The organism is Phaeodactylibacter sp. (assembly GCF_022763345.1).
Taxonomy (GTDB): domain Bacteria; phylum Bacteroidota; class Bacteroidia; order Chitinophagales; family Saprospiraceae; genus Phaeodactylibacter.
In genome coordinates this window covers 16,651-42,039 of record NZ_JALEGS010000104.1, presented here as the reverse complement: position 1 = coordinate 42,039, position 25,389 = coordinate 16,651, and the positions used below count along the sequence as shown (strand labels likewise).

Sequence of the window (25,389 nt, the reverse complement as noted above, 5' to 3'; positions counted from 1 at the left end):
TTTGGTCAAAACTAAAATTCAAATAAATCCAGACAAGGCTATTTATTGCAGAAACGCCTATAAACCAGTCTATAATATATAACAATTTTAAAAATTTAAATTTCAGAAATTTCTGAGAAAATCAGACTTTTAGCAAGTAAATTATAGAATAATACAAGCTATGCCCGTATTATTTACTAAAATACAGACATAGCTTGCCCTATCTAAAGCAAAACAGCAATAGAAAATTCTATATTATCTTGTTAAAAAGTGCCTACTCAGGACTGTTCTTCCATTGGCATATCATCATCATCGTCGTCATCGACTTCGACATGACTCCAACGGATTCCCTTTTCAATCTTGTAAGCACAATTTTCTGAAACACCGAACTGTTTAGCGATAATTTTCCGCTTAGTCTTGCCCCTTTTCAGCAATTTTTTCATCATTCGGACCTGTGTTTCAGTAAGTTTATAGTTTTTGGTCCGGGCTGGCCTACCTTTGTGGTTTGGATTCTTCTTTTGATAAGCTTTCCACTCCTCTTCAGTAGCCCAGGAGAGGTTCGTCCAGTTGTTATTGCTTTTATCGTAATCCTGATGCAGGATATACTCCTGCTCGTCAGATTCCCGATCTACAAAATTTTCTGCAACAAACCGGTGCACATAGACAATGCCCGTGCTGCCGTCTTTAAGCTTTTGGTTGAGCATGACTAATCCGCCCCGGGCTTTGGCTCCTTTGAGCAGCCTTTCCCTGCCGGTCGTCTTTTCAACACTCTTAATACGGCCAAAACTGGAAATTTGGTAGTCGCATGTTTTGGTTTCGCGCCCGAATTCTACGGGTGCCCATTTTTCGTTCCAAAAGGATTTGACCTTAGGAACATCGTCACCTTTTTGAAGCGTGGCTTCAGAGGTGGATGAATTTGATTTTTGCATAATGTAACACTCAGTTGATATTATCTTTATTTCCCTGTTTTTTCAAAAGCTAACAATGTGGTTTTTCAGGGAGGGAAATCCTAATTAAAATTAAAACAATTGTTTTTGAGCCATCCAAAAAGAGCCCTAGGTCAGAGGCAGCAAGTGGAGGTTAAGCTAAACCAAGCTTAAGGCAGATGGTATTTTTAGGGTTACCTGAGCATCGGGAACCTCAGCTCAAGCGGGTTATATGGGGTAGATCACCTTCGCATAAGTTATTAAACTTAAACGATTTGTTTTGCCCGCTAAGATAACTTTTTCCATGAAATTAAAGTAAAATAGATGTATTATTTTTGACCTTATTTACACAATTAGATTTCTTGTTTAGGTATTTTTGAAATCTAATCGTAGGAAAAGGGAGCAAAATGCCAAAAATAGAATCCGCAGAAAGGTAATCTTCAAAATCAAACATTGCTTACCGTAAACAAAAAAAGTGTGACATCAAAATAGTGTTGCACCTTTTGCCTTGAAGTACAGCGCTGTTTTAAACAGCTGACAAAAACTTTTGTTTCAATCGTCAGAATTTGTTTGTTTAACGGATTTTAGAAGGAAACAATTGTGTCTATTTAGTTTCTTCACGTTAATTTTTTCTTAAGCAATAAGTAGCCCTCAAGCCTCATCCTGAGTTGCTTAGGCTGTGTCAGGTGGATGCCAGCCTTGAAAACGGGTTCAAGAAAAAACGCTGTTTCACTAACCCTTCCCGATACCTCTTCTCCCCGCTCCGGAAGCTCAACTGAACTCAAAATCCGAATTATTTTAAATTACAAACTAAGTATGAACAATAAAATGCGGAGGGCTATAAGCTTCACCCAACATACTTCTTTCAGCGTAAACATTGTAGATTTCATGCGAATAATTGCTGCCTTTTCGGGCGTTAAAATAGTATCATTCTTCATCAATCCAATAGTGGAATCCCCTGCTGATACCCTCTACATTTGTACCTGTATTTGATAATGTGCTATTTAATCACTCAAGACCAACAATGACTATGAAAAAGTTAGCAACCCTTACGATGGCGATCATCTTTATGATGAGTTCAGCTACTGCTGTGCTTGCCACCGACTATATGCCCTTCATAAAGGTTTCTGCCATTCCATCTGAAAAGAAATTTGCGCTCACCATTACCAATCTTAAAGAAAGTGCGGAAATAAGCCTGCGCGATGGAGCGACGGGTGCGCTGCTCGCCTCAGAAGAAGCAGCTGCCAAAAAGACTTTCGCAAAAGTCTTCAATCTCGATAACCTCGAAACAGGCATGTACTACGTGAGCGTAAAAACCTCAATGCAGGAGGTCGTGCAGCCTATTACACTGACCAAGTATGGTGTCGAAGCAGACCCTAATAAGGTTAGAAAGTTTTACGCGCCCATCTTCAAAGTGCACGACAACCAATATGTAGACGTATCTTACTTCGCTGGCAAACTCGATGATGTAATAGTAACCATCTTCAACAATAACGGTTCTACCGTCTACAGAGAACGCCTGGACAACGTATTATTGGTGGAGAAGCGGTACGACCTGGAAACCTTGCCATGGGGCCGTTATACCATTCAGGTAGAAACAGAAGCCAATGTGTATACCAAGGATTTTGATGTACGGTAACAAAGCCTTGGGTTGGAAAAACTAGTTAGCTAAGCCAATATAGGTCCGGAAGCCCTACGCTTTCGGACCTATTTTTTTTCCGTAACTCCAAATTATACATGCCTATAATGGCCCCGCTTTAGGCAGTGCACCACGCAGGCCAAGCTCAATAACTTCGAAATCCTTGATATGACCCTGGTCGACAGAAAATCTGACAATAGTCTTAACCTTGTGAAAACCATGATTGCCCGCCGCACCGGGATTGACATGCAAAAAACCAAGCTTCTTATCCGGCATCACCTTCAAAATATGGGAATGCCCGCAGATATACAGGTCTGGCGGCTCTGTTTGGAGTATAGCCCGGACCCGGCGGTTGTAGCGGCCCGGATAACCTCCAATGTGGGTCATAAACACTTCAACGCCCTCCACCGAAAACCTGAGGTCTTCCGGGAAACGCCGCCGCAGAGGCCCGTCGTCAATATTGCCGTATACTGCTCTCAGCGGCCGAAATGCCTCTAGCTGATCGACCACACTTGCATCACCAATATCTCCGGCATGCCAGATTTCATCGCAGGGCTCAAAATACTTAAAAACACTTTCCTCCAGATGGCTGTGCGTGTCCGAAATCAGTCCGATGCGCTTCATATTTCGAGGACAATCTTTCCAAACTGCTTGCCCTGGTCCATCCGCTCGAAGGCCTGCGCGGCTTTCGCTATGGGGTATACCTGGTCGACTACCGGCTTTACTTTATGCTTACTGACGAAAGCGGCCATATCCTCAAATTCCTGATCACTGCCCATTGAAGTCCCCAGAATGGCAATTTGCTTCCAAAATATAAGCTGTGGGGAAAAGTCAGGCACCTTGCCCTGTGTGCCCCCATAGGTCACGATGCGGGCTCCGAAATTACAAATCTTGGGGAAGCGGGCGAAACCGGGCCCTCCGGCACTGTCAATGATGAGGTCAAAACCTCCGGATGCCTTACCCAAAGCTTTGTGCCAGTCTTCTTCCTTGTAATTGGCACCGCCCTTAGCGCCCATTTCCATGGCCCGCGACAATTTATCGGGGTTTCCGGAGGTCACAAAAACTTCAGCCCCGGCTGCCAGGGCAAACTGAAAAGCAAACAGCGCTACGCCCCCTCCAATACCGGAAATCAGGACTTTGTCCCCCGGCTGGCAGTTGCCTTTGGTGAAAACAGCCCGGTAAGCTGTCAGGCCTCCCAAAGGCAGAGCGGCTGCTTCTGCCCAGCTCAGGTGAGCAGGTTTATCCACCAGGCGGTCTTCCGGCACACTAATTTGTTCAGCCATTGTGCCAAACGTAGGCATGCCCAGGATGGTATAGTCAGGCCTTTGGTGCTCCTGTCTGTCTCCCCAACCTATATTTGGGTTGAGTATGACTTCCCGCCCATCAGCTACTCCGGCACCATCAGAACCCAATATGCCAGGCGTTTTGATGCCCGGGTACATGCCCTTGGTGATCCACACATCCCGGTGATTGAGCGCTGCGGCTTTCAGGTGGACTACAACCTCGCCGGCAGCAGGCACAGGGGCTTCAAAATCACGGTAACCAATAGGCTGCCCTTTTTCTTCCAATACGATGGCTTTCATATTCAAATTTTAATAGGTTGGTTTTGGCACCAAAACATACCCATTTTTTGCATACTCCCCAAAGTCATCGTAACGAATTTGCAAATAACCGCTTTTTCCCCAGGTGCTGCCATAACTGCTCATGACTTCAAACACCTGATCTACCTCATCATAGCCGACCACCAGCAAAGGGTAAACGGTGTCCGGATCGCGGGGCGCTTTCCAGGTTTGTACCCGTACCATTTTCTTGAGTTCCGGGCTGGCATGCAGTTCGATCAATACAGGATTGCCGCGCATCAATGCCTTTTTGGTTTCAAAAACCCGCTGCCGGCCTTTGGTCGTCTCCCGAAACAAGTGCAGGTAATTATTAATCTGGTATTTCTGGGCCGCATAAATCGCATTGGGCACTGAGGGCGCATCATAGGGCATAATGGCGGCGCTCACCGTGCCTTCTCCCGCCAGGAAACGGCAGGCTTCCTCCAGGTTTACCGGCTTTCCGGAATTTTCGAGATTGACTGAAATATAATCCGGGCTCAGATTATCCTTATAGTTATTTTCCAGGTTGACGTAAAACTCCAGGCAGGTCGCCAACGCATAACTTAGGGCAGAGCCCTTGGCGCCGATTTTACGCACGGGCATCATGTAAGGCTTGACGCTCTGCTGTACCAGGTTATCGTTAGGATCAATAGCCACGCCCGAAACTACGGGCATCAGGCGGTCAATCCAATCTGCGTCCGTCACACCAAAGGCGACAGCCTCTGTGCTTTTATAAGCCACACTGTCGGGCTGCGCAAGCAAGTTGCCGCCCCAAAGAAAACAACAGAAGAATAAGAAAAAGAGTCGATTCATGGTGTCTGATTGATTTTTATTCCCAAACGTATTACCGGGGGGCTTTCGTGCTTTAATCTTGCTTAAAGCGCTGCCGTTCCGTAAATGACCTGTGCCGCCCTCCTATTTTTTTTGATCCCCACAGCACCATTCCCAAAACTCATGCGTTGTATTGAAAAGCAAACGCCTGAACATGAAAATTGCCAAACGCCTACTGATCGCCTTCTTCCTGCTCATAGCCCTTTTCCTTGGAGCGGCCATCGCTATTCCTTACTTCTTCAAAGACGAACTGGTGACGATGGCCCGTGAGGAAGCCAACAAAGCAGTAAATGCGGAGGTCGACTTCTCGGATGTCAGCCTTTCCCTACTGCGCAGCTTTCCTGATTTTAGCTTGCGGATTGACTCGTTTTCCGTGATCGGCAAAGACGCTTTTGAAGGGGTACCGCTGGCCAAAGGAGCCTACGCTGCCCTTACCCTTGACCTTATGTCCGTCATTCGGTCCAGCGAGCCGGTAGCGCTAAAGTCTATTCACCTCGAACAACCCGAACTTAACATCATCGTGCTCAAAAACGGGACGGCCAACTATGACATCACCCTCCCTTCCGATGCCCCTGCCGATACCTCCGCTGCCACAGGCGACTACAGCAACCTGGTCATTCAGCTCGCTTCCTACAGTATCGCCAATGGCAGCCTGCTCTACGATGACCACAGCCTGGACACCTACCTTGAAATCAAAGGGCTCAACCATTCCGGCTCCGGCAACTTCACCATCGATGTGTATGACCTCGACACGCATACCGACATCGCAGAACTGACGGTGGCACAAAGTGGCATCACCTACCTCAATAGCGCTAAAGCAGAACTGGATGCCATTTTCAACATCGACAGCCCTAACAGCAAATACACACTGAAAGACAATCAGCTCACCATCAATGCCCTGCAGCTCAATGCCGATGGCTTTGTCCAACTCGCAGGTGATGACATCAACATGGAACTGGCTTTCAACAGCCCCCAGAACGAATTCCGCCACCTTCTCTCCCTCATCCCGAATGCTTACATCGAGGGGTACGAGGACGTGGATGTGACCGGCAAGTTCACCTTGGAGGGCAGTGTGTCCGGAGCCTACAACGGCACCACAGAAACTTATCCTGCTTTCGCGATCAGCACTTCCGTGAGTGACGGGCGGGTGAAGTACCCTGACCTCCCCCTGAGCATCGACAACATCAATACCAGAGCTAACGTCAACAGCCCCAGCAGCGATTTTAATGACCTGGTGGTGGATGTGCCCAGGTTTTCCATGACCCTGGGCGACAACCCCTTTGAAGCCAGCTTCCGGTTGCGCACACCAATCAGCGACCCTGACCTACAAGCTTCCGCCAATGGCCGCATCGATCTGGCTGCGCTTAGCCAGGCTTTTCCTGTAGAAGGGATAGAGGAAATGGCGGGGCTTATTATTGCAGACCTTAATATCGACACCCGCCTTTCTGTCATTGAGCGGGAAGACTACGAACAAGTCAATATGAATGGCGACCTGCAGGTACAGGGGCTCAAGTATGCCGCCACTGGGCTGCCCACGGTTCAGATACAAGATGCAGCAATGGCCTTTTCCCCACAATTCGTTGACTTGCGCAATTTCAAGGCTCAATTGGGCAAAAGCGACCTGCAGGCTTCGGGCCGTATCGATAATCTTCTGGCCTACTTTTCTCCGGAGAAAACCATGACCGGACAGTTAAAAGTCCGCTCAGAATATTTTGATATCGGCGAATGGATGCCCGAAAGTGAGGTAACAGCAACGGCTGGGGTGCCGGACACCACCACTGCAGCAACCACCGGAGAGATATTTGACCGCTTCGACTTCCAGCTGAATGCACAGGCTAAGGAAATTGTCTACGACAGCTATACCATTAAAAATGCACTGGCGGTGGGCGACATTCGGCCGAACACCCTTCGCGTCACCGATATTGGGGCTCAAATTGGGGAAAGTGACTTTACCGGCAGGGGGGTAATTACTGGTATTTTCGACTATCTCTTTGAAGATGGCATACTGGGCGGCAACCTACAGGTAAATTCCAACCGCCTCAACCTCAATGAGTTGATGCCAGAGTCGGAAGCGACAGCCGGCGAAACAACTACGGAAGAAAGCTACGGCGTCATTCCCGTACCTCCTAATATTGACATGGAAATGATGGCGACTATCGGCCACCTGACCTACACCAATATTGACCTTAAAAATGTCAGAGGCCACCTGGTCATAGCGGATGAAGCCATTATTCTGGACAACGTGCGCGCTAATGGACTGGGTGGTGAACTCGCCATGAGCGGTAGCTACGAAACTACCAATCCGGAAGAGCCTGGGTTCAGCTTTAAGTATGATCTTAGCGGCCTGCAATTCCAGGATGCCTTTAGCACCCTCAATACCTTTGAAAAACTGGCGCCTATCGGAAAGTACATCAAGGGACGCTTTAACAGTACCCTGATCCTTGATGGCAAACTGGGGCAGGACCTCTACCCCAAGCTAAGCACCCTTAACGCTGAGGGCTTTCTGCAAACGATGGATGCTGTTCTCCAGCAATTTAAGCCACTGCAATCCATCGGCAATAAGCTACAAGTACAGGAGCTTAAGGAAAATATCAGTATTAAAAATACTAAGAACTGGTTTGAAATCAACAACGGTACGCTTGAGCTAAAAACCTACGATGCGAAAATCGCCGGCATTGACATGAAAATCGGTGGCACCTACAGCGTTACTGACCTGATGAACCTCGATATCAAAGCGCAAATCCCCCGCGATAAAATGTCCCAAAACGCACTCGGTGCAGCAGCCAACAGTGGCCTCAAATTGCTGGAATCTCAAGCCTCTAAACTGGGGCTGAATATCGGACAGAGCGAATTCATTAACGTTGGCATCGACCTGAAAGGCGCCATTGAAGACCCTAAAATTGGCGTTAAGCTACTTGGCTTGGATGGAGCATCAGGCGAAGACAAAGGTTTGGTTGACCAAGCCAAAGACCAGGTAAGGGACCAGGTTAATCAGCAAGTGGAAGAAAGTAAGAAAGCAGCCGAAGCCGCTGCCAAAAAAGCAGCCGACTCACTAAGAAACCTGGCCAAACAGGAGGCAGAAAAAGCCGCCGAAGACCTGAAAGATCAGGCGAAGGAAACCCTGAAAGACAAACTTGGAGAACAACTTGACTCCACCACTCAGAAAAAGGTTGACGACGTTTTGGACAAAGTGGGTGGCGATGCGACCGACAAAATCAAAGACAACCTGGACAAGTTCAATCCCTTCAAAAAGCGAAACAACAGTGGAGGTGGTGGCCAGTAAGCCCTGCTCCCTCTAAAACATCCACCGAAACTATCTAAAAGGGCTGCCCGGGTTTGAGGAACCCAGGCAGCCCTTCTTCATGCCCCACTCTGCGGCCTCCGCGTGAAAACCCAAAACTACATCTCCACCAAAGTCACCCCATCGCCCCCACGCTCCTGAGGCGGGTGCGTAATATCCATCGGCACATTATACTCCCGCAGTTTCCGGCGTACCGCTTCCCGCAACGCGCCACTACCTTTGCCATGCACAATCTCAAGGTGGGCTGCATTAGCAATCAGCGCCTGATCTACAAAGTCTTCCACCACTTTAAGGGCTTCTTCATAACGCATGCCCCGGATATCCAGCTTGGGCTGAAAGCTCGCCGTATCCGTAGAGGTCTGAGACTGTACACTTTTGCCACTCTGTACCTCAAGGGGTGCATTGGCATGCTGCAAATCCCGTAGCTTGATTGTCATGCGCATTTCCCCCATTCGGACCACCGCCCGGTTTTTCTCAATTGACTCTACCGTGCCCGTTGCTCCGCCCGTTTTCATTTTCACGAAGTCGCCGGCTTTGATAGCTTCCTTCTTTTTGTCCTTTTCTGTGGGCTCGTAGTAGATTTTTTCGCGCAAGTCTGTGACTTGTTCCGCCAGTTTGCCTCGCTGCTGTTTCACCTGTTGAGAAATACGCTTCGCCTTTTCCAGGTTCTGCTGTTCTTTGATCTCCCGGATGAGGTTTTCCATCTCGCGGTTATCCCTTGAGGTTTGCTGAAGCGCCCACTCCTTGGCTTCCAGTTTGACCTTTTTGCGGCGGTATTCCAGTTCTTTATGAAGTTGCTCGTAGTTCTTGATGAGCGCGTCCAGCTTTTTCTGCTTGTCGGTCAGCTCAGCCAGCTTCTCCTCCGCCTCCTGCTTTTCCTGCTGCAATTCCACCAAAAGCTGGTCCACCGCCTTCTCGTTTTTACCGGTCCGGTGCTTGGCGTAATTGAGGATTTTCCTGCTCAGCCCGCTCTTCTCAGCGATTTCAAAAGCGTAGGAACTGCCCGGCCGCCCCACCTGCAATTCGTAAGTGGGTGAAAGTGTATCCTTGTCAAAATTCATGGAAGCATTGACAATGCCTTTTGTTTTAAACGCATAGATTTTGAGGTTGGAATAGTGTGTCGTGATTACGCCGTAAATTCGTTGCTCGTTTAGCTGCTTGAGAATGGACTCCGCGATAGCCCCGCCAATTTTCGGGTCGGTCCCGGATCCAAATTCATCAATCAGGACAAGCGACTCCTGGTCGGAACGTTCCAGGAAGTTCCGCATATTTTCCAGGCGGGAACTATACGTACTCAGGTCATCTTCTATCGACTGCTGATCGCCAATATCGGCAAAAAGCGCTTTGAAAATACCCATTTCCGAATCTTCATCCACCGGCACCAGCAGCCCGGCCTGCAACATCAGCTGCATGAGGCCGATTGACTTCAGGGTGATAGACTTACCACCGGCATTGGGCCCACTGAGCATAAGGATGCGGTTGCCTTTGAAGAGAATAAAGTCGAAAGGGACCGTGACCTTATCCAGCCGTTTATTTTTCAGGTACAAGAGCGGATGCCGCCCCTGCTTAATCCCAAAGTGAGGCCGGCTAAACAGCGTCTTTGGCATTACGGCATTCATTTGCCGGGCCAGGCGGGCCTTCGCCTGCACAAAATCAAAGTGGATGAGAATCTCCTGATAGACGTGGATGTCCTCCCGGTAGGGACGAAGCTCCGCGCTGAGCTCCCGGAGAATGCGGTAAATTTCCCGCTTTTCGTCCGTTTCCAGATCAAAAATGTCATTGTTGATCTCGATAATACCTTCCGGTTCGATAAAGGCCGTCTTACCGGTCGTCGACTCATCGTGAATGATACCTCGGATGCTACGCTTATGCTCAGAAGGAACACTGAGCACCCGGCGCCCGTTACGAAAGCTCTCCACATTATCCGTCAGCCAGCCCTTAGAGCGGTACTGATTGATGATGACGCGGAATTTTTGCTCCAGCTCTTTTTGTTTGGAGCCCAGTTGGCGGCGAATACGCATCAGTTCCGGGGAAGCATCCGGGCGGATATTCCCCTCCTCATCAATTACGCCCTCAATGGCCTTGATCAGGTCTTCGTTGAAAGACACCTCCCGGATGACCTTGTAGAGCGCAGGGTAGGTTTCCCGCCGCCTCGCATTGAAAAAGCGGAAAACATCCCGGGTGAACAGCAGGATAAGGTTTAGATTTTGCAAGCCCTTTATGGGCAGGACATAACCTTCTACTTTTAGCATTTCCAGCTCCTCATCCACCGACTCGTAAGCCCGCACCGGGAAGTGGTCATTGTGCTCTATTGAACGCGTAAACTCCTGTGCTTCACTCAGGGCCACCTCGATTTGCGACTTCCGGTCAGAGGGCACCAATTCACGCACCAAGGCCCGGCCCGGCTCGCCCATGCACTCCTGCTCCAGCAGGTGCAGTACTTTATCAAACTCTAATTTCTCGAACAGATCTTTCGGTAACAGTTGCATCTTCTTCATTTAGGCAATGCTCAAACAGTAATTCTAAACAGCCGAGTTCCCGCTAGGTTTATTTATTTGCCCAACTGAAATTTTGGGCGGCTAAATTAACTTTTTCCCTTCCCCCAACCTAAATTTGGGGCTTTTCGAATTTAAATCGACCAATTGTGGCGGGCAATACCTACGGACAGCTATTCAGGATAACAACTTTTGGGGAATCCCACGGGCGGGCCATCGGGCTGATTTTAGACGGCTGCCCGGCCGGGCTGCAGATTGACGAAGCATTTGTGCAGGAAGAACTGTCGCGGAGAAGGCCCGGACAGTCCAAAATCGTCACTCAGCGCAAAGAGGCTGACAAAGTGGAATTTCTTTCCGGCGTTTTCGAAGGGGCTACCACCGGCACGCCAATCGCTATGGTGATCTATAATGCCGATGCCCGTTCCAAAGACTACAGCCATATTGCTGATAAGTTCCGGCCTTCTCATGCCGACTTTACCTACCACGCCAAATGGGGGCGGCGGGATTACCGGGGCGGCGGGCGCTCTTCTGCACGGGAAACAGCGGCGCGCGTGGCCGGTGGTGCCATTGCCAAACTACTGCTGCAACAACACGGAATTGACATCAAAGCTTACGTCAGTCAGGTCGGCCACCTGAAGTTGGATAAAGGTTATCAGGAGCTGGACCTGCAACAAACCGAGTCTAATCCGGTACGCTGCCCGGACGCGGAGATGGCCAGTCAGATGGAAGCTTACATCAAGGAAGTCCGCAAAGACGGGGATACGGTAGGCGGTGTCGTGAGTGCTGTGATTACGGGTTGCCCGCCAGGATTGGGCGAACCTGCATTCGACAAACTTCACGCCGATTTGGCGAAAGCCATGCTCAGCATCAATGCCTGCAAAGGGTTTGAGTATGGTTCAGGATTCGACGGCGTGAGCATGCGCGGTAGTGAGCACAACGACGTATTCCGTACAGAAGGCGACCGTATCGTCACCGACACGAATCACTCCGGAGGCGTGCAGGGAGGCATTTCCAACGGTATGGATATTTACTTCCGCCTGGCTTTCAAGCCGGTGGCCACGATTGTCCCCGCACAGGATTCAGTAAACGAAGCCGGAGAAAAAGTAACGGTAGAAGGCAAAGGGCGGCACGACCCATGCGTAGTGCCCCGGGCAGTCCCTATCGTGGAAGCCATGGCTGCTCTGACACTAGCCGATCATCTGTTGCGGCAGCGTACGGCAAAGGTTTAAGGCAGCCCCTGCTCCGCTGATCCGGGCGTGAGCTCATCAAGCTCGCCCATTTTTTTGAGCAGGTCGAAGGTCTCCTTTGCCTCGGCCTCATCTACCACCTGAATGGCAGCGCCTACATGCACGAGCACATAATCGCCAGCTTTGGCTTCCGGCACCATCGTTAGGTTCACCTTTTTCATTATGCCATCGAAGGAAACCTTCCCTATGCGGAAAGTTTCATCGAGTTCTTCAGTAATGGCTACGAGTTTTCCAGGAATCGCCAGGCACATAATCAGGAGTTTTCAGTCTGACGAGCTTCCAGCCATGCGTACCAGGCATCCATACCCTCGCCATTGGTGGCAGAAACTTCCAGAAATTCAATGTGTGGATTGACCCGGCGGGCGTAGTCCATCGCCTTTTCCACTTCAAAATTCACGTAAGGCAGCAAGTCGATTTTATTAATCAGGCACAACTGAGCCGAGTGGAACATATCCGGGTATTTGATCGGTTTATCGTCGCCTTCTGTTGTACTGATGATAACCACCCGGTAGTTTTCGCCAAGATCGAACATAGCCGGGCAGACCAGATTGCCCACATTCTCAATGAACAGCAAGCCACCGTCCCGCGGCTTCAGCTTTTGCAGCGCCTGCTGTACCATATCACTTTCGAGGTGGCAGCCCTGACCGGTATTGACTTGTACGACCGGCACGCCCACCGCGTCAATGCGGTCCGCATCATTGAAGGTTTGCTGATCCCCCTCAATGACATAAAAATCGGTACGGTCTTTCATCTCGCGCAGGGTACGCTCCAGCACGGAGGTCTTCCCTGAGCCGGGAGAACTCACCAGATTAATGGCCAGCATATTTTTGGCTGCAAAATAGCCCCGGTTGCGCTCAGCCAGCAGCTGATTGCGATGCAGGATGTTCTGCTCCAGTTCCACCACCGCCTGCCTGCCGTGGTCATGGCTGTGGTCATGCCCGTGGTGGTGGTGGTGGTGGTGATCGTGCCCGTGAGGATGGTGATGACCGTGGTCGTGAGGATGGTCATACCCATGATGGTGGTGATCATGGCCATGGGCGTGCTCATGATGGTGATGGTGGTCGTGCCCTTTCTCAGAAGGCAAGGCTACTTTTGGCCCTTTGGCATCGCTGCCGCATCCGCAAACTCCGCACATAGTAGTTTAATTATTGGAAGGTGCCGGCTGAGGGGATTCATCCACTATGAAAGCGAGGGACTTCACGTTCAGCTCTTTGCCGGCAGTAATCTTTTTAAAATAGCTGTTGCAGTGAGGGCAGGCATCAAAATGATGCTTCAGCGCAAAAGGTTGTTCACACTCCAGGCATACCGCCTGCCCATCTGTACTTTCAATGATCCGATCAGCCCCTTCAAGGGCGGTGCCGGCTACAGCAGATGGCCATACGAAATACAGGGACTCCAGCTGCACGCCCGCCAATGCTCCGATTTGGAGCGTGATGGACTCAATGCGGGAAGCGCCCGACTCCCGGAAAGCTTTTTCTGCTATATCAACAACACCCAGAGCGATCGACATTTCATGCATTATTCCGCTGCGCTTTTCGGTACACGAAAAACCCGATGACGGCTACAGAAGCCAGTACCATGGGAATGAAATGATCTGGTGATGCCAGATAGTGGAAAAACTGGCCGCCGTGGCCTACTCCGTGCCCACTATGAGCAAAAAGGGTAACGGGCAGAAGTGCCGCAGCGATTGCGATAGGCTTTTTCATAGTTGTAATAGATTTTAGATAAATGCAATGATAAAAAAGGTCGGATGTGAAAATAGTGACTTTTATCACCACAGATGCTGATAAGCGTCATAATTTTGTCATTGTACACTATTTTATTTTGCAGCACGACTATAAGCAAACAAAAAATGCTGCCAAGATGAAATCCACCAAAAACAAAAGGGAGACCTACCTGCAGAGTGTGCTCAAGCAGGGGTACTCCCGCCGCGACTTTATGAAGTTCGCGACTTACATGGCTGCTTACATGGGGCTGGAAACCAGCGTGGTAGGCCAGGTTGCCAGACAGCTGGAAAACACCCCCCGCATCCCGGTCATTTGGGAGCATTATCAGGAGTGCACTTGTTGCAGCGAATCCTTCATCCGCTCAGACCATCCTATTGTATCGGATATCATCCTCGACAAGATCTCCCTGGATTACACCTTAACCCTTATGGCAGCATCCGGGCATCAGGCGGAAGCCGCCAAGCATGCCACGATGGAGAAATACCACGGCGAATACATCCTTTGTGTTGAAGGGTCCGTGCCACTGGGCGACGATGGCAACTACTGCTGTATTGCCGGGCGTACCGCGATCGACCACCTGAAAGAGGCAGCAGAGGGTGCAGCGGTGATTATTGCCTGGGGCAGCTGTGCCTCGAATGGCTGCGTTCAGGCCGCCTACCCTAACCCAACCGAAGCTGTGCCCATCCACAAAATCATCAAAAACAAGCCGATTGTACGCGTACCGGGCTGCCCACCAATTGGCGAGGTCATGGCTGGTGTGATCGTGCACTACGTCACCTTCGGCACCCTGCCCGAGCTCGACCGGCTTAACCGGCCTAAAGCATTCTATGCCAAGCGTATACATGACAGCTGCTACCGCCGGCCATACTACGATGCCGGCCTGTTTGCCGAGTCGTTTGATGACGAAAACGCCAAAAAAGGCTACTGTCTCTATAAGGTAGGCTGCCGCGGGCCGATGACCTACAACTCCTGTGGCACCATCAAATGGAACAACGGGGTAAGCTTCCCCATCCAATCCGGCCACGGCTGTATAGGCTGTAGCGAAGATAACTTCTGGGACAACGGGCCTTTCTACGAGCGCATTTCCAGCCTCAACGGGTTTGGTATTGAAGCTTCAGCCGATCAGGTGGGCAAAGCAACCGCTGCCGCCCTTGGTGTCGGTGTCACAGCCCACGCCATCGCGGCAAATGTCGCCAAGCGCAATGAGCTAAAAAACAGCATTGCCGAAGGCACCCGCAACGAGAAACAAGTCAGAGAAGATTAATATTCCCGGTTAACCAATCACGAAACCATGTCAAAGAGAATTGTCGTAGACCCTATCACACGTATTGAGGGCCACCTTCGTATCGAAGTTGAAGTAAAAGACGGCGTCATTTCTGATGCCTGGAGCTCTTCCAGTATGGTGAGGGGCATCGAAAAAATAGTTTGTGGCCGGGACCCACGTGATGTATGGGCATTCGTACAGCGCACCTGCGGGGTATGTACAACGGTGCACGCCCTGGCTTCCGTGCGCTCCGTAGAGGACGCCCTGGATATTGTGGTGCCGCCTAACGCGGAAATGGTCCGCAATATGATGGCTACGGCACTGTACATGCACGACCATGTTGTACACTTTTACCACCTTCATGCTCTGGACTGGGTGGATGTGGTCAATGCGCTGAAGGCTGACCCTAAGGCGACTTCCGAACTTGCACAGCGTATTTCGCCCTGGCCCAAGAGCTCACCGGGCTATTTTGCAGACATCAAAAAACGGATTACCCGTTTCGTGGAAAGCGGTCAGCTGGGCATCTTTGCCAACGGCTACTGGGGCCACCCGGGCATGAAACTGCCACCGGAGGCTAATCTGATGGCCGTCGCTCACTACCTGGAAGCCCTGGAATGGCAAAAAGAAATTGTCAAAGTGCATACCATCTTCGGTGGCAAAAACCCACACCCCAACTACCTCGTAGGTGGAATGGCTTGCGCGATCGATACGGAAGACCCCGGCGGCCTAAATGCCGAACGCCTGGCTTATGTCCGGCAATTGCTGGAAGAAGGCAAAAAGTTTGTAGATGAGGTCTACATTCCCGACCTGCTCGCCATCGCCTCCTTCTACAAAGACTGGGGCAGCATCGGCAAAGGCTTCGGTAACTACATGTCCTACGGTGAATTTCCAACCAATGGATACCGGGACGTTTCCTCTTTCAAATTTCCGCAAGGCGTCATCCTGAACAACGACTTGTCCAAAGTACACGATGTCAACCACCGTGATAATGATGAAATCCGGGAATTTGTCAACAATTCCTGGTACGACTACACCAAAGGGGACGAGGAAAGCCTCCACCCCTGGGAGGGCGAGACCGAGATCAACTATTCCGGGCCCAAACCACCGTATGATTATCTGGATATCGACAAGAAATACAGTTTCATTAAGACCCCACGCTGGAAAGGGCTGCCTATGGAGGTCGGCCCGCTATCCCGTGTCCTGGTCGGTTACGCCCGTGGCAATGAAGAGATCAAAGCGGAGGTAGATGCAGTTTTAAAGCATCTGGATGTACCGGCTGAAGCCCTGTTCTCTACCCTGGGCCGCACGGCTGCCCGCGGCATTTGCGCAAAGCTGACCGCCAACTGGGGGCTGGAGTTCTACGATCAGATGATCAACAACATCAAAAACGGGGATACCCGGATGGCCAACACGGAACGCTGGGAACCGGAGACCTGGCCGGCTGAAGCCAAAGGCGTGGGCTATATGGAAGCACCGCGCGGGGCACTAGGCCACTGGATCAAAATTAAGGACGGTAAAACCGAAAATTACCAGCAGGTTGTGCCATCTACATGGAATGCCTCTCCGCGAGACCCTAAAGGGCAACGCTCTTCCTATGAGTCTACCCTTATCGGCACCCCCGTGGCAGATGAAAAACAACCGCTGGAGATTCTGAGGACGATCCACTCCTTTGACCCCTGCATTGCCTGCTCAGTGCATTTGTACGATGAGGAAGGCAGGCATATTTCACAGGTGCGGCATTTGTCTTCCTGCGAAATTTAACCGGAAAAACCTGAGACCATGGCCTCTACAAAAAAAGACCTGACCTTTAAACGCGTATACGTCTGGGAGCTACCCGTCCGGATTTTCCATTGGGCCAATGCGCTTTGCATCACCGTTTTGGCCGCAACAGGCTTTGTGATTGCCAATCCGCCGGCAATCATGTCCAGTACAGAAGCCAGCGGGCAATTTTGGTTTGGGACAGTGCGCTACATCCATTTTGCCACCGCCTACATTTTCCTTGGGGTTATGCTACTCAGGATTTACTGGGCATTTGTCGGCAACCGTTATGCCAACTGGCGGTCTTTTCTGCCCCTGACCCAAAAGGCCCTCCTGAACATTAGACACGTACTGCAGATTGACATTCTGCTTGGTGTGGATAAAGAGCACCGCCTGGGCAATATTGCGATTGGGCATAATGCTGTTGCTGGTGCCTCTTATGTGGTCCTGTTTTTGTTAGCCCTGGTGCAGGTAGCTACAGGATTTGGGCTGTATGAGCCTATGTCTGCCTTCTTTGTGGCAGACTTATTTGGATGGGTCATCCCCTTGTTTGGAAGCGACTTCACCGTACGGTTTATCCACCACGGGGTGACGTGGCTGATGATTCTCTTCATTATCATCCACGTCTACCTGGTATTCTATCACGACTGGCTGGAAGGCCGGGGCGAAGTGTCCTCTATGTTCAGCGGTTACAAATTTGTACTGTCTGACCGGATCAAGCCGGAAGATACGCTGGAAGGGGAAACCCCACCGGCTCAGGAAGAAGAGCCCTGGAGCGAAGAAGAAAAAACACCGGCAGCAGAAGCACACTAAATCAACATGCGAGAACTCGAAGCAAAACTCAGTCAGCGGATAGCTGCGCCCGATGCCACCGCTCAGCGCCCGTCGATACTCTTGATTGGCATTGGTAATTATCTCATGGGCGATGAGGGTATTGGTGTGCAGTTTATCCAATGGCTGGCGGAAAACAATATACAACTGCCTGATACAGACATCCTTGATGGCGGGGTGGGCGGTTTTACGCTCATGGGGCATTTTGATGCCTACGACAAGGTCATCTTTGTGGATGCGACTATGGACCAAAAGCCGCTGGGAACGGTCTCCCTGATCAAGCCCCGCTTTTCCTCTGATTTCCCGAAAGGGCTCACCGCACACGACTTTGGGCTTAAGGATATGGTCGAATCCATGTACCTGCTGGGAAGGGTCCCGGAGCTTTACCTGTTTACCATCTCTATTGAAGAGATACAGCCTATGACCGTGGCCCTCAGCCCGGCTGTAGAAAACAGTATTCCGGTTTTAGCCAGGGAAGTGGGCCAGCTTATTCAACAATTAGCGACACCCGAAACGGTATGACCCCTTACCAGTTTACCAGATTCGGCTCCCCGGTGGCGCCTCTCGGGGGCACACCTGCGATTGAAGCTGCGGTTGAGTGCCTAAACGAGGGCGGAATCCTAGCCATACAGCACCCATCCGGGTTTCAACTCCTGGCGGATGCTGCCCATCCAAAAGCCATACAGCGGCTCCGGCAGCGCAAGGGCACGCCCCTGCCACTTCCCCTACTCTATCATGAGCTTTTCATCCTCGCCGAAGACCTGGAAGTTGATGCCGCTGATATGCTGGCCCTTCAATCTCCGGAAAATCCCATTGTACTGCTCACCCGCAATGCCGATCCCTTGTCGACTCTGGCTTTTGATACCCTTGCACCCGGTTTGTCCAGAGTTGGGGCAGCCCTGCCCGGTACTCCGCTGCTCCGACACCTGATGACGCATTGGCAAAAGCCAGCCGTTATGAGCAGCGCCAACCGGCATGGCGCTCCACCGGCTACCCACCCACAGCGGGACCGGACTCAATTGGCAGCGCTAGCTGATGCCATGCTCTTCCAGCTCCCGCCTTACGAAGCCCCAGTGCCGCAACCACCAATCCTCCTCCACAGCCCTATGAACCGCACCGAAATACGCTTTAGGACTGGAACCGAAAGCCAGGCTCCTTTGGATGAGCTGATGGTGATCCGACAGAGGACAAAACTGGAAACCGTCAATAGCCTGGGCCTATTCTGGGATGAGCGGGGTTGCCTGCAATACAGGATTACCGGGAGGCATTCCACACCGCTGCTAATTGAAGGTAATTGGGGAGGATTATTTAAAAATGCCGCAGCGATCTTGCTGGGCCTGTCCGAAGTGCACTATCCATATGAAGCCGTGATGCGTTTGGAATCCGCTGCCCACACTTACTTCCGGCACAACTTCCCGAAACTTACCTTATCTTTCCTGCAAGACTGGGATGGAAGAACGGCTATACCAGACTACCTGCTGAAGGCGGTTACGGAAGCCCATTCGCAAGGGCACGAATCAGCACTGATCGCTGCCCGGCTTCATCTCTCCCTTGCAGATTACGCAGGGCGGCAAGCTGAAGCACAGCAGGCCGATAGTATTTTACTGTCTGGCCGGTACTTCAAGAATGCATGGCTGTTGGACCTCATCTGCCGGTTTTGGGGCAGCTCCTACGCGATTGCCTGCTGAGTTTGCAGTGCACTACCCACTTTTTCAGCCAATCCCTCATCCAGCCCACAATCTCTTAGCACCTTCAAATCATCCAGCACCAGGTCCACCACACGTTTTTTGTCGGCCGTGATTTGTGTTTTGACGTGATTGTAAGACTTTAGGGCTTCCCCAAGGTTTCCAAGCATCAGCTGTACGTGCCCGTGGTTGACGAAGGGCTGAGGGTCTGTAGGATTGAGGGCAACTGCCTTTTGAGCTGGAATTAGGGCCTCGCTGGTTTGTCCGGCCAGCAAAAGTAGCCAGGCCTGAAAAGCATAAGCCTGTGCAAGCTCCTCCTCCATACTTCGATGGCCTGGATGTTGCTGGTGGTAAGTGGCCAACGCATCGACTATTTTGTGCTGCCAGCTGAGTTTCTCATTGTGCTCCAGCGTGGAGAGCTGTTCTTCCTGCCAAAGCGCGATTTCCCGCATCAGCCGGGCGGCTTCCAGCGTGGGGTATTGGACATTGGAAAAGAAATCCCGGAAATACGCTAAGTCGCTTTGCATACTAGCCAGCGCCGGCGATTCCTGCTCTATCTGGCTCAATGCTGATTCAATAACCGGCAGCATCGCCAATCCTTCAGCCTGGTATTGCATATCGGCAGTAAGCTCCAGCAGAGACTGGAAAAGCGTTGCCATATTCAGCGCCGTCACTGCCACGTCAGGCATAAAGCCTTCAGGATGGTCTATAGCCAGCACTTGCCGTTGCTCCAGGGCCATTCGGTAGTAAGACAGTGCCTCTTCGTAAGCCTGCTTTTCGTCGTGAAGTACGCCGAGGTTGTGGTAAAGGGTGGCCTGATACGGCAGGAATAAGCCTGGCTGCTGAGTTTCCAGCACATTGTATTGTTCCAGCGCCCGCTCATAGTTGAGGATAGCTTCCTCCCGCTCTCCCATTTCTGTAAAGAGCACGCCGAGGTTATTGTAGGTATTGGCCACAAATGGCTGAAAGTCTTCCGGGCGTTGTTCCGAAAGGTCGGCGTACGCCTCCAGCGCCTGTGTATAAGACAGGACCGCTTTGCTGTAGGCCCGCTCCTGTTTTTGAGCGAAAGCAAGGTTGTTGTAGCCCGCAGCAATTAAGGGCAGTACCGAGGGGTCATTCGACAAAGCTGCTTCGTAGGCACGGATGCCTTGCTTCCAGTAAAGCTCTGCCATCAGAGGGTCCTCATCGGTGTAACTGTCGGCCAGAGAGGTCAGGGCGTTGCCCAAATAGGGCTGAAAGATGGCCCTTTGTTTGACCAAGCCCTCGTAAAGTGCCACAGCCTGCTTGATGCTTTTGCGCCAGTTGTAATGATCGCCGCCCCGGGCTGCTGCCTGTGCGCGGTTGAAAACAGTGAGTGCGAGATAGGGTTGGAAAGTAGCCTCGTCGGTCTCTGCCAAAGCCTCATACCGCTTAACGGCAGCCCGGAAATAGGCATCCGCTGCTTTGTACTGCCGCAGGGCAGCCAGCAAATTGCCAAGGTTATTGCTCAAACCTGCCATTTGGTGCCTTTCCTCGGCATTCATTACCGGCTCGGCTTTTTGGTACGCTTCAAAGGCTTGCTCGTAATTTCGGATTGCTATTTCAGGCGCTCCCTGTTCCTGATAAATGGCGCCTATGGCACTGTAAACCTGCCCGCTGAGCAGCGGGTCGGTGCATTGGTTCAACACAGATTCATAGCTGTCTACAGCTTGCTTCCAGGCACTACTTTGATAGTAAACCTGCGCTTCCTGCAATAAGTCGTCGATTGTATTTTCCATTTCTTTTCTGATTTAAGCACAAGCCACTTTGACCAAATCCAGGTAAGCCATGCGCGACATTTCGGTGAACCCCAGATCAGGCGTATCAATAGTTGGTTTTTGAACGTCAATAAAGTGGTAGCCCTGAGCCTGAAGTTGCTTAGCCAGCAAGCATAGCGCTAAAGCTGCGCCCCCTTCCCTGCCACTGTAGGTATATTCTGCGAAAAAGGCCTTGCCGATGGCCACTCCAAAGATGCCCCCTATCCAGGTGGCCCCTTGCCGGACCTCCAGGGAGTGTGCATAGCCCTGCTCAAACAGTGACTGGTAGACTGCTGCCATTTGCGCTGTCACCCAGTTTTCGCCCATGGGCGGAGTGTTTTGGGCTTCCTGTATTTGCCGGAGCAGTGGCTCAAAATACTGATCGAAAGTGACTTCTAAATCCGGGCGGTAACCAGGAAGCTGTTCTGGCGGGTCCGCCTCCTCCGGCTTCAAAATTAAACGAGGGTCAGGCGACCACCATTTGATAAAATCCATGGGGCCGAACCAAAAGTAGATGCCGCTCTGATAGGCATTCAACAGCCGTTCTGCGGAGAGGTCTCCCCCTACAGCTATCATCCCCTGTTCGTCGGCAAAGTGTGCCGGTGGGAAGCCTGTATCGGTTTCGCTGAGTTGAAAAAAAGGCATGGCTCTTGCGTATTAATGGTCGAAAAATAAAGAGGGGCTTCCAATTGTCAGATGCGATTTGTCATTGCTCCAATAAAAAATGGGTAGCGAGTGCCTCCTTCTTCCCCATTTTTCCGCACATTTGGTATCACGGACATACCTCCCCCCTATTCACCATTATTATCATCTTTGATGAACAGACTAAACTACCTCAAAATGCGTATTTCTGAATGGCCCCGGTTCAGCCTGTTTGGGCTGCTCGTGCTTCTGGCCAGCTGTGGCGGCTCCAACCAAGCTCACAAACACACGAACGCCCTGGTCCATGAAAGCAGCCCCTATCTGCTGCAGCACGCCCATAATCCGGTCAATTGGTACCCCTGGGGAGCGGAAGCCCTTCAAAAAGCAAAGGAAGAAGACAAGCTCATCGTCATCAGCGTGGGCTATGCGGCCTGTCACTGGTGCCACGTGATGGAGCACGAATCCTTTGAAGACTCGACAGTAGCCCGCATTATGAATGAAAACTTCGTAGCGATTAAAGTGGACCGGGAAGAGCGCCCGGACGTCGACAATATTTACATGACGGCCTGTCAGCTCGCGGCTGAAGGCGGATGCGGCTGGCCCCTGAATGCTTTTGCGCTGCCCAACGGGCAGCCGGTTTGGGCGGGTACTTACTTCCCGAAAAAAGAATGGCTGGAGGTGCTGAAATACTTCGCTGATTTATACCAAACCGACCGCGATAAGCTGGAGGAGTACGGGCAACTGCTGACAGAAGGCATCCAATCGGTAAGCCGCCCCAAACCACTGGAGGAATCCTCTGAACTTTCACCTGATGCTCTACAGACAGCCACCTCAGCCATCCTTGAACAAGCGGACTTGCAATTCGGGGGACTAAAAGGTGCGCCCAAGTTCCCCCTGCCCGCTGTCTTCCGGTTTTTGCTGCGACAGCATGCGCTCACCGGTCAGGACAGCCTGCTCAGCTTTGCCACAACCACCCTTGATGCCATGATGAGCGGTGGGCTGTACGACCACCTCGGCGGAGGTTTTGCCCGCTATTCCACCGATACCCGATGGGAGGTGCCCCACTTTGAAAAAATGCTCTACGACAACGCACAGCTCGTCAGCCTCTACAGCGAAGCCTATCAGCTTACCGGTGAGGAAGCCTATAAAACGGTGCTGGAAAAAACCCTTGAATTCATCGCCCGGGAAATGACCAGCCCTGAAGGCGGTTTTTACTCCAGCCTTGATGCAGACAGTGAAGGGGAAGAAGGCCGCTTTTACACCTGGACGGCCGAAGAAGTGACCGCTGTGCTCGGTGAAGGCCAGATGGCTCAGGTTTTCATGGATTATTACAGCTTTCGCCCCGGTGGTAATTGGGAAGGGCGCAACATTTTGATACGAGAAAAAAACGAGCAGAAAATTTTGGATGAGTACAAATTGTCTTCGTCTGAGTTAAGTCAAATCATCGCCGATGCCGGGTCAAAACTCTTTACCGCCCGCGCCGAACGCCCCCGCCCCGGACTGGACGACAAGCAGGTGACTAGCTGGAATGCGATGATGATCAGCGGCTATGCCCATGCCTTTCAGGCGCTGCAAATGCCGGACTACCGTGATGCTGCTGTCCGTGCAGGCGAACTGCTTCAGGAAAAGCTGGTGCAGGACGAAGGGCGCATGCTTCGCACCTACAAGGATGGTCAAGCCAAGATCAACGGCTTTCTGGATGATTACGCCTTCACGATTGAAGCCTTTTTAGACCTGTACGCGATTACCTTTGAGGAAAAGTGGCTGGAACGCGCGGAGGCCCTTGCCAAATATGCCCTTAAGCATTTCTCCGCTGAAGACAGCCCAATGCTCTACTACACCTCCGACCTAGACCCGGCACTTATAGCACGGACCGCAAAAACCGAAGATAATGTCATCCCGTCCGGCAACTCCTCAATGGGCCGCGCCCTGCTGCACCTGGGCACGTACCTGTACGACACCACCTACACCCAGCGGGCCCGTCAGATGCTGCAACGCATGACCGGGGAAATTGAAGAGACCACTGCGCCTTCCTACTTTTCCAACTGGATGAACCTGTACAGCGAGCTGACTTACCCGCTATACGAAGTGGCTATCGTAGGGGAAGCTTTCGCTGAAAGGCGGCAGGCCCTGCAACAGCATTACCTGCCCAATGCTTTATTTCTGGGCGGGGCCGATGAAGGCAGCCTGGAATTACTGAAAGGGAAACTACAGGAAGGAGAAACCTTTATTTACGTTTGCCAGAATAAAGTCTGCCAGCTACCGGTGCAGGAGGCGGAGGCAGCTGTTCGTCAAATGCAGTAAGCCCTCAGACCTCAAACCCCTCCTCGTCCATGACTCTGCCATTGATGCAGCGGATGATACGGGCCGGGAAGTTCTCGATGATTCGGTAATCGTGGGTGGCGAGTAGAACAGCGGTATCGTTATGCTGAGCGAGGCGGCGGAGCAGCAAGAGAATATCATCTGAGGTTTCGGGGTCGAGGTTGCCGGTGGGTTCGTCGGCAATGAGGAGTTCAGGCTTGTTGAGCAGGGCGCGGGCAATGACCACGCGTTGCTGTTCACCACCGGAGAGCTGGTGCGGCCGCTTTTTTTCTTTGCCCTTCAGCCCGACCTGCTCGAGCACATCAGACATGCGGCTACGCATTTTTTGCTCGTCCTTCCAATTGGTTGCTTCGAGCACAAAACGAAGGTTGTCCTCAACGGTACGATCGGAAAGCAGGTTGAAGTCCTGAAAAACAATGCCCAGCTTACGACGCAGCAACGGGATGGTTTTACGGTTGAGCTTAGAGAGGTCAAATCCAGCCACTTCTCCTTTACCCGGCCCCGGAGGCAGAGCACCATATAGGGTTTTGAGCAGGCTTGACTTGCCACTGCCGGTCCGCCCGATGAGATAGACGAACTCGCCTCTGGTGATGTTCAAAGAAACACCGCTCAGCACCTGATGGTCCATTTGCTCAATGGCCAGGTTCTTTAAGTTGACGATAATCCGTTCATTCATAGGCAGGGGCATTTTTTTAGGTAGCCAAATATAGGCATTGTAAGGGGATCAGCCAGTCTCTCCCGCATTTTCTGACAAAAATCATCCCCCAAAAGCCACCCCTTGCCTACCTTTGCAGAATTGACAACGATTTGACCATGCCGAAGCCCACATGAGGAACAAACTAAACGTATGTTTGTATTCATTACAGCTTCGCCAAAGTAACCATAGCGGAGCATTCGGCTTAAAACTGTAGACAAACAGCTAACGTCATGAAGAAAATATATATCATCGCGATTATTATGGTAGGGGTTGCCATCGCTATGCTAACGAGCGCAGCGGATGACATGAGCACTTATGCCACTTTCGCTGACGCAGAACAAAGCGGGGAGCGGGTCAAAATTGCCGGGCAGCTTTCCAAAGATAAGGAAATGCACTACGACCCCGAGACAGACCCTAACTATTTCAGTTTCTACATCAAGGATGCGGAAGGAGATGAGCGCAAGGTAGTCCTACTTTCGGAGAAACCACAGGACTTTGAGCTTTCTGAGCAGATCGTACTGACCGGCTCTATGAAAGGCGACGAGTTTGTGGCCACTGACATGCTCATGAAGTGCCCTTCCAAATATAAAGAGGAAGAGGTTTACATCAAGAGTGAGGCAGGGTAGCTTTTGTTTTTCCTCACTTCAATTGTAAACCCCGAAGCCTCCCGCA

The 25,389-nt window shown here is 51.3% G+C and carries 22 protein-coding genes; 10 read left to right on the top strand and 12 right to left on the bottom strand.

What is annotated here, in order from left to right; genetic code table 11:
• Positions 1-257: 257 nt before the first annotated feature.
• Positions 258-908 carry an NUMOD4 domain-containing protein gene (locus MRY86_RS25265; RefSeq protein ID WP_293563183.1) on the bottom strand — a complete coding sequence of 217 codons (651 nt, stop codon included), beginning with the start codon at positions 906-908 and terminating at the stop codon, positions 258-260.
• Between the two features lie 1,027 nt (positions 909-1,935).
• Here MRY86_RS25265 and MRY86_RS25260 point away from each other — a divergent pair.
• The gene (locus MRY86_RS25260; RefSeq protein WP_293563182.1) at positions 1,936-2,544 is read left to right on the top strand and encodes a hypothetical protein; all 609 of its coding nucleotides are present in this window, start codon (positions 1,936-1,938) and stop codon (positions 2,542-2,544) included.
• A gap of 102 nt (positions 2,545-2,646) precedes the next feature.
• On the opposite strand, the gene MRY86_RS25255 is transcribed toward MRY86_RS25260, so the two are convergent.
• Genes MRY86_RS25255 through MRY86_RS25245 form a run of 3 tightly spaced genes read right to left on the bottom strand, consistent with a single transcriptional unit; the run spans position 2,647 to position 4,955 of the window.
• Positions 2,647-3,168, bottom strand: coding sequence for a metallophosphoesterase family protein (locus MRY86_RS25255; RefSeq protein ID WP_293563181.1), 522 nt, complete (start codon positions 3,166-3,168; stop codon positions 2,647-2,649).
• Positions 3,165-4,127, bottom strand: coding sequence for a zinc-binding dehydrogenase (locus MRY86_RS25250; protein ID WP_293563180.1), 963 nt, complete (start codon positions 4,125-4,127; stop codon positions 3,165-3,167). Before MRY86_RS25250 ends, MRY86_RS25255 begins: the two co-directional genes overlap by 4 nt.
• A 9-nt stretch (positions 4,128-4,136) precedes the next feature.
• Complete coding sequence (locus MRY86_RS25245) at positions 4,137-4,955, bottom strand: C1 family peptidase (RefSeq protein ID WP_293563179.1); 819 nt, start codon at positions 4,953-4,955, stop codon at positions 4,137-4,139.
• Positions 4,956-5,127: 172 nt separating this feature from the next.
• Between MRY86_RS25245 and MRY86_RS25240 the strand changes: the two genes are divergently transcribed.
• On the top strand, positions 5,128-8,256 hold the full coding sequence (locus MRY86_RS25240; RefSeq protein WP_293563178.1) for an AsmA-like C-terminal region-containing protein: 3,129 nt from the start codon (positions 5,128-5,130) through the stop codon (positions 8,254-8,256).
• A 116-nt stretch (positions 8,257-8,372) separates the two neighbouring features.
• On the opposite strand, the gene MRY86_RS25235 is transcribed toward MRY86_RS25240, so the two are convergent.
• Positions 8,373-10,763: an endonuclease MutS2 gene (locus MRY86_RS25235; protein ID WP_293563177.1), complete on the bottom strand. Its 2,391-nt coding sequence runs from the start codon at positions 10,761-10,763 to the stop codon at positions 8,373-8,375.
• Between the two features lie 155 nt (positions 10,764-10,918).
• On the opposite strand from MRY86_RS25235, the gene aroC reads away from it, so the two are divergent.
• A complete protein-coding gene (aroC, locus tag MRY86_RS25230; RefSeq protein WP_293563176.1) occupies positions 10,919-11,998 on the top strand; it encodes a chorismate synthase in 1,080 nt (359 codons plus the stop codon).
• Here the strand turns inward: aroC and MRY86_RS25225 are convergent.
• From MRY86_RS25225 to MRY86_RS25210, 4 genes are read right to left on the bottom strand one after another with little or no spacing between them, the layout of a single operon-like run.
• Complete coding sequence (locus tag MRY86_RS25225; protein WP_293563175.1) at positions 11,995-12,267, bottom strand: HypC/HybG/HupF family hydrogenase formation chaperone; 273 nt, start codon at positions 12,265-12,267, stop codon at positions 11,995-11,997. The genes aroC and MRY86_RS25225 overlap by 4 nt on opposite strands.
• Before the next feature lie 2 nt (positions 12,268-12,269).
• Positions 12,270-13,151 (bottom strand): hydrogenase nickel incorporation protein HypB, encoded by an 882-nt coding sequence (gene hypB / locus MRY86_RS25220; RefSeq protein WP_293572032.1) that lies wholly within the window; start codon positions 13,149-13,151, stop codon positions 12,270-12,272.
• 6 nt (positions 13,152-13,157) lie between these two features.
• Entirely contained in the window at positions 13,158-13,526 is a 369-nt protein-coding gene (locus tag MRY86_RS25215; protein WP_293572030.1) for a hydrogenase maturation nickel metallochaperone HypA, read from the bottom strand.
• A 1-nt stretch (position 13,527) separates the two neighbouring features.
• A complete protein-coding gene (locus MRY86_RS25210; protein WP_282780052.1) occupies positions 13,528-13,722 on the bottom strand; it encodes a hypothetical protein in 195 nt (64 codons plus the stop codon).
• Between the two features lie 157 nt (positions 13,723-13,879).
• Here MRY86_RS25210 and MRY86_RS25205 point away from each other — a divergent pair, with 157 nt between their 5' ends.
• The 5 genes from MRY86_RS25205 to MRY86_RS25185 are packed head-to-tail and all read left to right on the top strand — an operon-like array spanning position 13,880 to position 19,284.
• Positions 13,880-15,007, top strand: a complete 1,128-nt coding sequence (locus tag MRY86_RS25205; protein WP_293572028.1) for a hydrogenase small subunit — start codon at positions 13,880-13,882, stop codon at positions 15,005-15,007.
• Positions 15,008-15,034: 27 nt separating this feature from the next.
• Positions 15,035-16,768 carry a nickel-dependent hydrogenase large subunit gene (locus tag MRY86_RS25200; RefSeq protein WP_293567662.1) on the top strand — a complete coding sequence of 578 codons (1,734 nt, stop codon included), beginning with the start codon at positions 15,035-15,037 and terminating at the stop codon, positions 16,766-16,768.
• Between the two features lie 18 nt (positions 16,769-16,786).
• A complete protein-coding gene (cybH, locus tag MRY86_RS25195; RefSeq protein ID WP_293567660.1) occupies positions 16,787-17,578 on the top strand; it encodes a Ni/Fe-hydrogenase, b-type cytochrome subunit in 792 nt (263 codons plus the stop codon).
• A 6-nt stretch (positions 17,579-17,584) separates the two neighbouring features.
• Positions 17,585-18,118: a hydrogenase maturation protease gene (locus MRY86_RS25190; RefSeq protein WP_293567658.1), complete on the top strand. Its 534-nt coding sequence runs from the start codon at positions 17,585-17,587 to the stop codon at positions 18,116-18,118.
• Entirely contained in the window at positions 18,115-19,284 is a 1,170-nt protein-coding gene (locus MRY86_RS25185; RefSeq protein WP_293567656.1) for a Sua5/YciO/YrdC/YwlC family protein, read from the top strand. Before MRY86_RS25190 ends, MRY86_RS25185 begins: the two co-directional genes overlap by 4 nt.
• Here MRY86_RS25185 and MRY86_RS25180 read toward each other — a convergent pair.
• Together MRY86_RS25180 and MRY86_RS25175 are read right to left on the bottom strand one after the other, a co-directional pair.
• Entirely contained in the window at positions 19,266-21,038 is a 1,773-nt protein-coding gene (locus MRY86_RS25180; RefSeq protein WP_293572026.1) for a tetratricopeptide repeat protein, read from the bottom strand. The genes MRY86_RS25185 and MRY86_RS25180 overlap by 19 nt on opposite strands.
• 12 nt (positions 21,039-21,050) lie before the next feature.
• A complete protein-coding gene (locus MRY86_RS25175; RefSeq protein WP_293564125.1) occupies positions 21,051-21,701 on the bottom strand; it encodes a leucyl/phenylalanyl-tRNA--protein transferase in 651 nt (216 codons plus the stop codon).
• Positions 21,702-21,896: 195 nt separating this feature from the next.
• On the opposite strand from MRY86_RS25175, the gene MRY86_RS25170 reads away from it, so the two are divergent.
• Positions 21,897-24,002: a thioredoxin domain-containing protein gene (locus MRY86_RS25170; RefSeq protein ID WP_293564123.1), complete on the top strand. Its 2,106-nt coding sequence runs from the start codon at positions 21,897-21,899 to the stop codon at positions 24,000-24,002.
• A gap of 4 nt (positions 24,003-24,006) precedes the next feature.
• Here MRY86_RS25170 and MRY86_RS25165 read toward each other — a convergent pair whose 3' ends face one another.
• On the bottom strand, positions 24,007-24,708 hold the full coding sequence (locus tag MRY86_RS25165; RefSeq protein ID WP_363325374.1) for an ATP-binding cassette domain-containing protein: 702 nt from the start codon (positions 24,706-24,708) through the stop codon (positions 24,007-24,009).
• A gap of 239 nt (positions 24,709-24,947) precedes the next feature.
• Here MRY86_RS25165 and MRY86_RS25160 point away from each other — a divergent pair, with 239 nt between their 5' ends.
• Positions 24,948-25,343 carry a cytochrome c maturation protein CcmE gene (locus tag MRY86_RS25160; protein ID WP_044227724.1) on the top strand — a complete coding sequence of 132 codons (396 nt, stop codon included), beginning with the start codon at positions 24,948-24,950 and terminating at the stop codon, positions 25,341-25,343.
• Positions 25,344-25,389: the final 46 nt, after the last annotated feature.

What these genes read in the sequence shown, in the direction of transcription:
- MRY86_RS25225 (WP_293563175.1), bottom strand. Translation starts at nt 12,267, where the DNA reads ATGTGCCTGGCGATTCCTGGAAAACTCGTAGCCATTACTGAAGAACTC.
- MRY86_RS25260 (WP_293563182.1), top strand. Translation starts at nt 1,936, where the DNA reads ATGAAAAAGTTAGCAACCCTTACGATGGCGATCATCTTTATGATGAGT.
- cybH (WP_293567660.1), top strand. Translation starts at nt 16,787, where the DNA reads ATGGCCTCTACAAAAAAAGACCTGACCTTTAAACGCGTATACGTCTGG.
- MRY86_RS25200 (WP_293567662.1), top strand. Translation starts at nt 15,035, where the DNA reads ATGTCAAAGAGAATTGTCGTAGACCCTATCACACGTATTGAGGGCCAC.
- MRY86_RS25205 (WP_293572028.1), top strand. Translation starts at nt 13,880, where the DNA reads ATGAAATCCACCAAAAACAAAAGGGAGACCTACCTGCAGAGTGTGCTC.
- MRY86_RS25250 (WP_293563180.1), bottom strand. Translation starts at nt 4,127, where the DNA reads ATGAAAGCCATCGTATTGGAAGAAAAAGGGCAGCCTATTGGTTACCGT.
- MRY86_RS25190 (WP_293567658.1), top strand. Translation starts at nt 17,585, where the DNA reads ATGCGAGAACTCGAAGCAAAACTCAGTCAGCGGATAGCTGCGCCCGAT.
- MRY86_RS25170 (WP_293564123.1), top strand. Translation starts at nt 21,897, where the DNA reads ATGCGTATTTCTGAATGGCCCCGGTTCAGCCTGTTTGGGCTGCTCGTG.
- MRY86_RS25185 (WP_293567656.1), top strand. Translation starts at nt 18,115, where the DNA reads ATGACCCCTTACCAGTTTACCAGATTCGGCTCCCCGGTGGCGCCTCTC.
- MRY86_RS25265 (WP_293563183.1), bottom strand. Translation starts at nt 908, where the DNA reads ATGCAAAAATCAAATTCATCCACCTCTGAAGCCACGCTTCAAAAAGGT.
- MRY86_RS25210 (WP_282780052.1), bottom strand. Translation starts at nt 13,722, where the DNA reads ATGAAAAAGCCTATCGCAATCGCTGCGGCACTTCTGCCCGTTACCCTT.
- MRY86_RS25240 (WP_293563178.1), top strand. Translation starts at nt 5,128, where the DNA reads ATGAAAATTGCCAAACGCCTACTGATCGCCTTCTTCCTGCTCATAGCC.
- MRY86_RS25255 (WP_293563181.1), bottom strand. Translation starts at nt 3,168, where the DNA reads ATGAAGCGCATCGGACTGATTTCGGACACGCACAGCCATCTGGAGGAA.
- MRY86_RS25175 (WP_293564125.1), bottom strand. Translation starts at nt 21,701, where the DNA reads ATGCCTTTTTTTCAACTCAGCGAAACCGATACAGGCTTCCCACCGGCA.
- MRY86_RS25160 (WP_044227724.1), top strand. Translation starts at nt 24,948, where the DNA reads ATGAAGAAAATATATATCATCGCGATTATTATGGTAGGGGTTGCCATC.
- hypB (WP_293572032.1), bottom strand. Translation starts at nt 13,151, where the DNA reads ATGTGCGGAGTTTGCGGATGCGGCAGCGATGCCAAAGGGCCAAAAGTA.
- MRY86_RS25165 (WP_363325374.1), bottom strand. Translation starts at nt 24,708, where the DNA reads ATGCCCCTGCCTATGAATGAACGGATTATCGTCAACTTAAAGAACCTG.
- MRY86_RS25245 (WP_293563179.1), bottom strand. Translation starts at nt 4,955, where the DNA reads ATGAATCGACTCTTTTTCTTATTCTTCTGTTGTTTTCTTTGGGGCGGC.
- MRY86_RS25180 (WP_293572026.1), bottom strand. Translation starts at nt 21,038, where the DNA reads ATGGAAAATACAATCGACGACTTATTGCAGGAAGCGCAGGTTTACTAT.
- MRY86_RS25235 (WP_293563177.1), bottom strand. Translation starts at nt 10,763, where the DNA reads ATGCAACTGTTACCGAAAGATCTGTTCGAGAAATTAGAGTTTGATAAA.
- MRY86_RS25215 (WP_293572030.1), bottom strand. Translation starts at nt 13,526, where the DNA reads ATGTCGATCGCTCTGGGTGTTGTTGATATAGCAGAAAAAGCTTTCCGG.